This window comes from Gilliamella sp. B2772, assembly GCF_026536985.1.
GTDB lineage: Bacteria > Pseudomonadota > Gammaproteobacteria > Enterobacterales > Orbaceae > Gilliamella > Gilliamella apicola_E.
The window spans coordinates 1-1,397 of sequence record NZ_JAFNNB010000011.1 but is presented as its reverse complement, the minus strand read 5'-3'; the positions used below and the strand labels follow the sequence as shown (position 1 = coordinate 1,397).

The following is a 1,397-nucleotide window of genomic DNA, read 5'->3' as shown; positions in this document are numbered from 1 at the left end:
AAGACGATAAACTCATGCGAATTGAGGTTGGCTATGGGCTTGAAGGAACTATTACCGACTTAGTGGCCAGTAAAATCATTCGTGAACAATTAGCGCCAGAATTTCGACAAAATAACTATTATCAAGGAATTGATAATGCCTTATCTGTGCTGAAACAAAAAATCGATAATCCTGCCCCGAAAAGAGAAGATAACGAACAAGGCTTTAACTTGTTATCATCAGAAGATTTTACTTCCATGTTGAGTAATTATGCGCTGGTGTCATTCGTTATTTGTCTTATACTTGCCAAATTATTGTATCGTAAAGATAAAACCAATCAATGTCTTCTTACTGGTTTATTTAACGCACTATCTGTTGGTGGATTTACCCTTTGGCATATGCGCGATGTATTTATTATAGTATTTATCATGTTTGTGGTATTTATTTTGAGTACCATTGCCAGCCGCATTGTGACTCCCGGAGCAGGTGGCGGAAGAGGAAATCATCGAGGAGGAGGCGGTTTTGGTGGTTCTAGCGGTGGCTTCGGCGGAGGTGGCGGCTTTAGCGGCGGCGGTGGTGGTCGCAGTGGAGGCGGTGGCGCTTCCGGTAGCTGGTAAATAGGATAAAAAATAAGGCGCTATATGCGCCTTAATCATATCGATTAATAGCAGTTTATTTTTTACAACAATCGCTAGCCACATCATTCGGGAACAGCAAACCCCACAATTTAAGCAAAAGAACTATTATTAAGGTATTAATGATGCAATTTCGGTATTAAAAGATGTCATAATGGGTAATGAAATTCATCCAGAGAAACAAACCCAGAATAATTATAGAATTGGGTTAAGTGAAATGTTAGATATGATGTTTAACTGGATTATTCAACAAAGCTGGAAAGTGTTTTCTTTTTTTGTTTGTTTTCACGGTTAAATTCGAAAAAAGTGAATTTAAACGCATTATCATCACATCACTATCAAATAGTTTGTTTCTCCTTATTGTAACTTGGTATGTTCACGATTTTAGTTACTTATATCTTACCGATGTCGTTTTTATTTTTGGTATAAACTATGTGTTTGCTAACTTGTTATTCATCGCTATCTGTCGTAAAAACGTCATAAGAAGAAGTCGTAGCGGGGGTGGCAGAAGCAGTCGATCTTCATATAGCTATTCGAGTAGAATTTTCCGAGGCGGAGGTGGCGGCCGCAGTGGTGGTGCATCTGGTCGTTGGTCATGAGATGAACAAAGATCATACTCTTTAAGTTTTAATAGTAAGATTTTGATTTGACTATATAATAGTTTTATTTAGCGTTGTTAGTCATGAGGCAGAAAATATAATGAAAAGATATTTTCTAAGTAGTTTATTGTTAATATTCAGTTGGTTTTGTTATGGGCTAACTGACATCCCGGAATTTGCACAT

General features: G+C 37.4%; 2 protein-coding genes. Both read left to right on the top strand.

Annotated features, from left to right (window positions below; translation table 11 throughout):
• Positions 1-596: TPM domain-containing protein (locus tag J3T98_RS11170; RefSeq protein WP_267362931.1), on the top strand; the 596-nt coding region annotated here is incomplete at its 5' end.
• A 293-nt stretch (positions 597-889) separates the two neighbouring features.
• Positions 890-1,213, top strand: coding sequence for a hypothetical protein (locus J3T98_RS11165; protein ID WP_267362929.1), 324 nt, complete (start codon positions 890-892; stop codon positions 1,211-1,213).
• Positions 1,214-1,397 lie beyond the last annotated feature (184 nt).